We start from the raw sequence: 8,114 nt of genomic DNA, 5'->3' as shown, positions 1-8,114 counted from the left end.
CGCCAGCCCCAACCCCGCCCCATTTGCATTCCCGCGGCTATAAAACCGCTCGAACAACCGCCCAATCTCCCCCTCATCAATCCCCGGCCCCGCATCCTCCACACACAGCTGCACCACTCCCGAATCTGTCCCCCGCACCACTACCCGCACCTCACTCCCCGCCGGCGAGAAATTCAGCGCATTGGTCACCAGGTTCTGCAGCGCAATCGCCAACGCTATCGGGTCCGTTTCAATCCAGCATTCCTCATCCCCTTCCAGCACCAGCTCAACGCCTTTCTCCATCGCCAGGGGCGTCAGCTCCGCAAGCTCTTCGCGCACCAGCTCCGTCAACGGCACACGCACGCGAACGGTGTTGTTCATCTGCGGCTCAATCCGCGCCATGGTCAGCAGTTGGCTGCCAACGCGCGTCGCCCGGTCCACGCCATTTACCAGAAAGTCCAGCGCCTCTCGCCGCTCTGCCTCGGTCCCCGCACCCTGGGCGTTCTGCGCATGAATGCGCAATATCGCCAACGGCGTGCGCAGTTCGTGCGCTGCATCCGCAATAAACCGTCGCTCGCGCTCCAGCAGGTCATCCACCTGTACCAGCAAGCGGTTCAGTGCGGTTTGCATCGGCTCCAGGTCCGCCGGCAATGGTTCAAGTTGCAGCGGTCGCAGCGTCTCGCTATTGCGCCCGCGTATTGCCTGAGCCATGGCGCGCAAGGGTTTGAGGCCCCAGCCGATGGTCAGCCAGATCAACAACGCCAGCAGCGGTACGCCAATCAGAATGGGCCAGAGGGTGTGGCGGATGATGCGCTGGATCACGTCCTGGCGAATGTCGTCGCGCTCGCCTACCCAGATCAGCAGGCCTTGTTGCATGTCAGCGAGCATGTACGCGCACCAGTCGTTGCCGTTTTCCATCAGGTCGTGGGGCCCGAGTGTGGTGGGCGGTGTGTTGAGGACCGGTGCATCGGTGGAGCGCACCAGCAGTTGGCCGTCGGTGCGCCATACCTGGAAGGTCAGGCGGGTCTCATAAGGGTGTGCGGCGCCGTCTTCGCCGACACGGCTCATGGCTTGGTCGAAGGCTTGGTAGAGGCGGTCCCAGTCGGCATCGCCGGGGTCGCGCTGGCGCAGTACGCCTTGCAGTAAACGGGCACCTTGGGCGAGTTGGGCGTCGTAGACTTCTTCGATTTCGTGGTGGCTGTCCCGCAGCACGAGCCAACTGATCAGGCCATCACCCAGCAGGATAAGCACCAGTACCGGAATGAGGATGCGCGCGCGGACCGAGTTCATGGCTTGAGTTCCACCACGTAGCCCACGCCACGCACGGTGCGAATCAGTTCGGTGGAGAGTTTTTTGCGCAGGTTGTGGATAAGTACTTCTAGGGTGTTGCTTTCGACGCGGTCCTGCCAGCCGTAAAGTGCGCGGGACAGGCGTTCGCGGGTGACGACTTTGCCGGGGCGCACCATCAGTTGATGGAGCAATTGGTATTCCATCGGCGTGACCACGATGTCCTGGCCCTGATAGCTGACCTGTTGGGTCGCCGGGTCCAGGCTCACGCCCGCATGTTCCAGCAATGGCTGCGCGCGGCCCTGGCTGCGGCGCAACAGGGCGCGCACGCGGGCCTTGAATTCTTCGACGTCGAAGGGTTTGACCAGGTAGTCATCGGCGCCGGCATCCAGGCCGGCGATGCGTTCGGCAGTGCCGTCGCGGGCGGTGAGGATCAGCACCGGCAGGTCGTATTGCTCGGCGCGCAGGGTTTGCAGCAGTGTCAGACCGTCGAGGCGCGGCAGGCCGAGGTCGAGCAGCAGCAGGTCGAAGCTTTCGGTGCGCAACGCGTGCAAGGCGCTGACGCCATCCCGCAACCAGTCCAGGGTGTAGCCTTCGGCGCCCAAGGCCACGCGGATCCCTTGGGCCAGGGCACGATCATCTTCGACTAGGAGCAGACGCATAGCTGATTCTCTGTAGGAAACGGCGGCATGATGCCGTGTAACAGCCTGGACTATTTCGAGAAAGATGTTACGGGCCGTTGCCAACTAAGCTTTCGCTAAGGTTGGTTTTGCACAGTGAAATCTCCCACATCTGCTGAGAGCGTTTCCATGCGTAAAATTCTCTTGCTGTCGCTGATTATCGCCAGCCCCCTGGCCATTGCCGGCCCGCAATGCACCACTGCCGAGCGCTCGCAATGGCAGGACCAGAAAGTTTTTCAGGAGCAACTCAAAGCCCAGGGCTACGAGATCAGCAAGTTCAAGGTCACCGATGGCAACTGCTACGAAATCTACGGCTTTGACAAGGACAAGCGCAAGGTCGAGATCTACCACGATCCAGTCACCGGCAAGGCCGTAAAGACTGAGATCAAGGGCTGATGCCAGCAACCTCCCTGCGCCTCTGGGACCCGGTGGTGAGGGTGTTTCACCTCTCCATCGCCGGCGTCTTTGTGGCCAATTACTTCTTCAACGAAGCAGGCGACGACTGGCATGTATGGCTGGGCTATTACGCCATGGCCTGGTTGCTGGTGCGGTTGGTGTGGGGATTTGTCGGACCGCGCAGCGCACGCTGGGCAGATTTTTGGCCGACGCTGGAACGGCTCAAGGGCCATGCGCGTTCACTGCTCAACCGCCGACCGCTGCACCGCCTGGGCCATTCGCCCATCGGCGCGCTGGTGATGATGTTGATGTTGCTGGCGCTGCTGACCCTCGGCGTCAGTGGCTTTTTGATGCAGGAAGTCGACGCCTTGTGGGGCGCCGATTGGCCGCTGCTGTTGCACGAAACCGCCGCCAATGTGCTGGCGGGTCTGGTAGGCGTGCATGTGCTGGCGGCGTTGTTTGAAAGTATCCAGGTGCGGGACAACCTGCCGTTATCCATGCTCACCGGCCGCAGGAGGCGCCTGCCGGATGACCGTGCGCAGTAATCCTTTTTCTCGACAGGTTCTCTATGCGCCCGTTTTTAATGATCTGCAGTCTGCTACTGGTGTTTGCTGCCGCCTGGCAAAGCCATCCGCCCCACGTGTTGGCGCCGTTTGCTCAAGGCCCCAAGGACACCTCGCCAACAGCGGCTGCCCCGCAATACAGCAGCCGCTTTGTCTCTTCGCAGCTCAATGACTTTGTGCATTCCTCCTCGGTCACCGCCCTGCCCGGCGGCGACCTGATGGCCGTATGGTTTGCCGGTTCCCGCGAAGGCGCCGCCGACGTGCAGGTGCGCACCGCGCGCTTTGACGCCAAAAGCGCCGAATGGGGCCCAGAGCAAGTACTCGCCACCCGTGAAAGCACCCGCGACGGCACCCACCGTTACATCCGCAAACTGGGCAACCCGGTGATCGCCCTGGCGCCGGACAATCGCCTGTGGATGTTTTACGTTTCGGTGTCGGTGGGCGGCTGGGCCACCAGCGCAATCAATGTGATGGTCTCGGACGACCTGGGGACGAACTGGTCAGCACCTCGGCAACTGGTGACTTCACCGTTCTTCAACATCAGCACGCTGGTACGCGCCGCGCCGGTGTTCCATGCCGACGGTTCCATCGGCCTGCCGGTGTACCACGAGTTCATGGGCAAGTTCGCCGAGTACCTGTACTTGAGCGCCGACGGTGCAGTGGTCGACAAATTCCGTATCAGCCGTGGGAAGAATTCGCTGCAACCGACCATCGTTCCGCAGGACGGCCAGCGCGCCATCGCCATGCTGCGTTACGCCGGCGAAACCCATCACCGGGTGCTCGCCAGCCGTACCGAAGACGCCGGCCAAACCTGGAGCGAGCCTTACCCGCTGGAGCCGTCCAACCCCAACTCCTCGCTGGCGGCCGTCAGCACCGAAGGCGACGGCTTGCTGGTGGCCCTCAACGACCTGCAAGACGGCCGCTTCAAGCTCAGCCTGTACGGCACCGATGCCAAGCTTAACCAGTGGCGCACCGTGGTAGAGCTGGACCAATCCCCCGACCCTTTGGGCCAACCGTTCTCCCCCGAGGCCTACAAGGAAATCATCGGCGAAGGCTTCCGCGAATCCAGCGGTGCCCTGCGCCTGCCGCTGGAGCAACGCTTCCTCAGCAACCTGGATTACCGAGTGTGCAAACCCCGTGGCTGCGATTTCGAATACGAGTACCCGTACTTCAGCCGCAGCCCGGACGGCATGTACCACTTGGTGTACTCGTGGAATAACACCTTTATCAAACACGTCAGCTTCAACGAAGCCTGGCTGTCGGAGCGCCTGTGATGGTTTCTGTGTGGCAAGCGCATTTGAGTTTTGTGCTGTTGGGTTTTGTGCTGCTCAGCCTGTTGCGCGTGACAGCGCCCTGGCGGCCGTGGCTGCTGCCGGTGTTGGTGGTGGTGAGTTTTATCCCGGTCAACGAGCTGCCGTTGGCGGCCTACGTGCGCAGCTTCACCGATGACCTGGCCATCAGCACCCTGGTGTTGTTGGCGTGGGTCAGCCTGTGCCGATTGGGCGTGGTGCAGCCGCTCAAGCACCCGCAAAAGCTCCAGGTGTTGCTGCTGTTTGGCGCCCTGAGCCTGGTGCTGTACCCGGCGACGATGGGCCTGACTTACTTCGACCCCTACCGCTGGGGTTTCAACCCTCGGCCAATGATTGTGCTGATAGGCATGGCGGCGCTGTTGATGCTCTGGCTGCGTAATACGTTGGCGGTGTGGATGCTCGCGGCGGGTACCTTGGCGTTTGCGCTGCGGCTCAAGGCCTCGGAAAACTACTGGGACTATCTGATCGACCCACTGCTGACGGGCTACTGCCTGGTGGCCGGGTTGTGGATGCTGGCGATGGCTGCCTGGCGCCCTCTTTTAAAACTGCACAGAGGTCAATGATGGGATGGTTGCAATCGCGCCGCCTGCGCTACGGCGTGGGCGCGATCGGTTTGGTATTTGCGTTGCTGGCGGCACTGCGGCTGGTGTTTGTACTGGGGTTTTCCGGGGTTGATCTCAGGGAAGCCGCATTGCTGGAAACCCTCGGCATCGGCCTGCGTTTCGACCTGCGCCTGGCGGTGCTGATCCTGTTGCCGCTGGCCCTGCTCGCCTGGCTGCCGCGCTGGAACCTGCTGACCGTGCCCGCCTTGCGCTGGCTGGCACGGGGTTATCTGCTGCTGGCGCTGGGCATCGTCGGGCTGGTGTACATCATCGATTTTGGCCACTACGCCTACCTCGGTGTGCGCATCAACGCCACGGTGTTGCGTTACCTGGAAGACGCGCAGATTTCCCAACAGATGGTGTGGGAAACCTACCCGGTGCTTTGGATAACCTTGAGTTGGCTTACAGCAGTCAGCCTGTGGACCTACGCCCTGGTTCGCCTTGAACGCATCACCCTGGATGGCGAACACAAACCCATCGGCAAGTTGGCCATTGCATCCGTGGCCACCGTCGGTGTGATCGCCGTCCTGCTGGCCCTGCTCGGCCGCGTAGCCAACCTCAATCTCGAAAACCCGGTGCCGTTGCGCTGGAGCGACGCGTTCTTTTCCGGCAACAACCAGATCGCCGCCGTGGGCCTCAACCCGGTGCTGTTTTTGTACGACACCCTCAAGGTCGGCCAGTCGCAATACGATGAGGCGCGGGTGCGCGAGCATTACCCGCAAGTCGCTAATTACCTGGGCGTCAGCCAACCCGATCCCGAGCAATTGAGCTTCGCCCGCGAACAAGCCGTGCAGCCTTATCGGCTTAGAGGCGAGCGCCCGCCGAACGTGATTTTCGTGATGCTCGAGTCCCTTGGCACCAGCGCCGTGGGCGCCTACGGCAACCCGCTGAACCCCACGCCGAACCTCGACAAACTGGCGAAAGAAAGCTGGTTCTTCAAACACTTCTACGTGCCCGTCACCGGCACCGCCAAGACCGTGTGGGCGAGCATCACCGGCGTGCCCGATGTCACTCGCCAGGAGACCGCCACCCGCAACCCGCTGATCACCCGGCAACACACGCTGATCAACTCTTTCGAGGACTATCAGAAGCTCTACATGATCGGCGGCAATGCCGGCTGGGCGAACATCAACGCCCTGATCCGCCAGAGCATCGACGGCGTGAAACTGTATGACGAAAGCCACTGGCGCTCGCCGCGCGTGGATGTGTGGGGCGTTTCTGACCTGGACCTGTTCAAGGAAGGCGACGAACTGCTGCGTGCCATCCCCAAGGACCAACCGTTCTTTGCCTACCTGCAAACCTCCGGCAACCACCGCCCGTTCACCATCCCCAAGAGCAACGACGGCTTCGTGGTGCATGACCTGACCGTGGAGCAAGTCCAGGCCGCAGGCAGTCGCAGCGTCGAACAATACAACGCCGTGCGCCTGTTGGACTTCAACATCGGCCGCCTGATGGAAATCGCCAAGGCCGGCGGTTACTACGACAACACCATCTTCGTGTTCTTCGGCGACCACAACACCCGCATCAGCCAGATCCCGCACATGGCGCCGGCGTTCGAGCAGCTTGGATTGGAAAGCAACAACGTGCCGATGATGATCCACGCACCCGGGCTGCAACCCAGGGTGATCGAAGAAGCCGTCGGCCTGGCAGACTTGCTGCCGACCGTGGCCGGCATGGCGGGCATTCCGTTTCGCAATGGCGCGATGGGCCGGGATATCCAGCAGCCTGCGCCGGAAGGTGAGCGCGTGGTGCCGCTGGTATTGCGCGAGGGTACGTTCCCGTTGATTGGTGGGGTGACCAAAGACTTTTTGCTGCAGATGGAGCACGACGGAAGCTCGCCAACGTTGCATGACCTGGCGTCGCAAACGCCGAGGGACGATGTAGCTCAGCAGTACCCCGAGGAGTTTCAGCGGTTGCAGGGGCTGACTCGGGGCCTGCATGAAAGTGCGCGGTTGATGTTGTTCAGGAATGTGCGTTGAAGGCTCTGCGCGGTCTACCGTAAGAAACGCTTAACCTGTGGCAAGGGAGCTGCTCTCTCGCCACAGGGGGCATGGCATTTACGCCGCGGCCCTAAGCACGCGTCAATCACTGCGCCTTGAAGGTCGCGAGGTACGCCAGCAAGTTGTCGATTTTCTCCTGGTCACTGATCCCCCAAAAAATCATGCGGGTGCCGCTCACGACTTTTTTCGGCGCCTCGATATAGGCGGCCAGTTTGTCCCGCGTCCAGACCACGCCTGAATTCTTCATCGCATCTGAATACTGATAGTCAGTGGTCGTCCCAGCCGGGCGGCCAATGATGCCGTTGAGTTGCGGCCCAAAACCGCCCCGGGCGTTTTCGCCAACGCTATGGCAACCGCCGCAGGTTTTGCTGAATAACTTTCCACCGGCTTCGGCGTCGCCTTGCGCCATTGCCTGCGCACTGACGAAACCGGTAAGCAGGACAAGCGTAAGTAAAACGACGTGCTTCATAGGTAGCTTTCCATCCGGTGTGCCGGTTCAGGTGATGACATGCCACGACATGGTAGCAACTCGGATGGCGTCCGGTATGAAGCAGCGGCCACTCACGAGCGCATACCCATCCAGATCACCGCTTCCGTCCAGGCCGTCACCACCGGGTTCAACGCCCGGCTCCACGGATCACGCGGGTCAATCTGCGCGGCCGACTGGTCATGGTGCTGCTGCTCTTCTTCCACGATCGAGGAAATCGCCACCACCGCCTGCGGGTCGCTGCCCTGCAAAACGTGAAGTTGATGGGCCAGGTGTTTAAGCACCACGCTTTCGACGGCAACGGTGGTGGCGAGGATCGCCTTGCGCCCGCAAAGCCCGGTGATCAGCCCCAACACCAGGCCGCCGAAGCCGCATAACCAGTAGCTGCGGCAACGCCGGCGGCCTCGGCGCTGCAATTCTGCCTGGAACACGGCGCGATGGCGGCGCTCGTGGGAGCGCAACTCTTTGAGTTCCTCCACCAGACCTGGCGCAACCAGCCGCGCCATGAACAATTGGCCGCTGTAGATGCAGATCGCGCCATGTTCACCGGCGTGGTCGACCTTGATCATGCGGCTGCCGATGTCTTTTTCGATCGATTGGGAGGCTGGGGCGTTCACGATTAACGGCCTTGTCTTTAAGGTGCCCGCGAGTACTTTCGCGCGGCGTATCGTGGCTGATCCATTACACGGTTCGCAAGTAAAGCGCCCTGCGCAAGGGCAACTAAAAGCGAATCAAATGACCACCCATCGCAAAAAAAACATCCAATCGAACCTAATCAACGGCCCCCCACTCCACCTTACTTAACCCGGA

The 8,114-nt window shown here is 61.4% G+C and carries 9 protein-coding genes; 5 read left to right on the top strand and 4 right to left on the bottom strand.

What is annotated here, in order from left to right; genetic code table 11:
• Positions 1-1,269, bottom strand: a 1,269-nt coding sequence (locus CEC48_RS13065) for an ATP-binding protein (protein ID WP_088424125.1), incomplete at its 3' end; no start/stop codon positions are given.
• A complete protein-coding gene (locus CEC48_RS13060; RefSeq protein ID WP_088424124.1) occupies positions 1,266-1,928 on the bottom strand; it encodes a response regulator in 663 nt (220 codons plus the stop codon). The genes CEC48_RS13060 and CEC48_RS13065, both read right to left, overlap by 4 nt.
• A 147-nt stretch (positions 1,929-2,075) precedes the next feature.
• Here CEC48_RS13060 and CEC48_RS13055 point away from each other — a divergent pair, with 147 nt between their 5' ends.
• The 5 genes from CEC48_RS13055 to CEC48_RS13035 are packed head-to-tail and all read left to right on the top strand — an operon-like array spanning position 2,076 to position 6,796.
• The gene (locus CEC48_RS13055; RefSeq protein ID WP_088424123.1) at positions 2,076-2,342 is read left to right on the top strand and encodes a PepSY domain-containing protein; all 267 of its coding nucleotides are present in this window, start codon (positions 2,076-2,078) and stop codon (positions 2,340-2,342) included.
• Positions 2,342-2,887 carry a cytochrome b/b6 domain-containing protein gene (locus tag CEC48_RS13050; protein WP_088424122.1) on the top strand — a complete coding sequence of 182 codons (546 nt, stop codon included), beginning with the start codon at positions 2,342-2,344 and terminating at the stop codon, positions 2,885-2,887. Before CEC48_RS13055 ends, CEC48_RS13050 begins: the two co-directional genes overlap by 1 nt.
• Before the next feature lie 23 nt (positions 2,888-2,910).
• Positions 2,911-4,179: an exo-alpha-sialidase gene (locus CEC48_RS13045; protein ID WP_088424121.1), complete on the top strand. Its 1,269-nt coding sequence runs from the start codon at positions 2,911-2,913 to the stop codon at positions 4,177-4,179.
• Positions 4,179-4,778 (top strand): hypothetical protein, encoded by a 600-nt coding sequence (locus tag CEC48_RS13040; RefSeq protein WP_088424120.1) that lies wholly within the window; start codon positions 4,179-4,181, stop codon positions 4,776-4,778. Before CEC48_RS13045 ends, CEC48_RS13040 begins: the two co-directional genes overlap by 1 nt.
• A complete protein-coding gene (locus CEC48_RS13035) occupies positions 4,778-6,796 on the top strand; it encodes an LTA synthase family protein (RefSeq protein WP_088424119.1) in 2,019 nt (672 codons plus the stop codon). Before CEC48_RS13040 ends, CEC48_RS13035 begins: the two co-directional genes overlap by 1 nt.
• Before the next feature lie 106 nt (positions 6,797-6,902).
• On the opposite strand, the gene CEC48_RS13030 is transcribed toward CEC48_RS13035, so the two are convergent.
• Both CEC48_RS13030 and CEC48_RS13025 read right to left on the bottom strand, forming a co-directional pair.
• Positions 6,903-7,286, bottom strand: coding sequence for a cytochrome c family protein (locus CEC48_RS13030; protein ID WP_088424118.1), 384 nt, complete (start codon positions 7,284-7,286; stop codon positions 6,903-6,905).
• A gap of 92 nt (positions 7,287-7,378) precedes the next feature.
• On the bottom strand, positions 7,379-7,921 hold the full coding sequence (locus tag CEC48_RS13025; RefSeq protein ID WP_256579713.1) for a demethoxyubiquinone hydroxylase family protein: 543 nt from the start codon (positions 7,919-7,921) through the stop codon (positions 7,379-7,381).
• Positions 7,922-8,114: the final 193 nt, after the last annotated feature.

It is taken from the genome of Pseudomonas sp. K2I15 (genome assembly GCF_002204795.1).
GTDB lineage: Bacteria > Pseudomonadota > Gammaproteobacteria > Pseudomonadales > Pseudomonadaceae > Aquipseudomonas.
This window is presented reverse-complemented; position numbering and strand designations above follow the sequence as displayed.

Coding starts and splice junctions, on each gene's coding strand:
- CEC48_RS13040 (WP_088424120.1), top strand. CDS start 4,179: ATGGTTTCTGTGTGGCAAGCGCATTTGAGTTTTGTGCTGTTGGGTTTT.
- CEC48_RS13060 (WP_088424124.1), bottom strand. CDS start 1,928: ATGCGTCTGCTCCTAGTCGAAGATGATCGTGCCCTGGCCCAAGGGATC.
- CEC48_RS13030 (WP_088424118.1), bottom strand. CDS start 7,286: ATGAAGCACGTCGTTTTACTTACGCTTGTCCTGCTTACCGGTTTCGTC.
- CEC48_RS13050 (WP_088424122.1), top strand. CDS start 2,342: ATGCCAGCAACCTCCCTGCGCCTCTGGGACCCGGTGGTGAGGGTGTTT.
- CEC48_RS13035 (WP_088424119.1), top strand. CDS start 4,778: ATGGGATGGTTGCAATCGCGCCGCCTGCGCTACGGCGTGGGCGCGATC.
- CEC48_RS13045 (WP_088424121.1), top strand. CDS start 2,911: ATGCGCCCGTTTTTAATGATCTGCAGTCTGCTACTGGTGTTTGCTGCC.
- CEC48_RS13055 (WP_088424123.1), top strand. CDS start 2,076: ATGCGTAAAATTCTCTTGCTGTCGCTGATTATCGCCAGCCCCCTGGCC.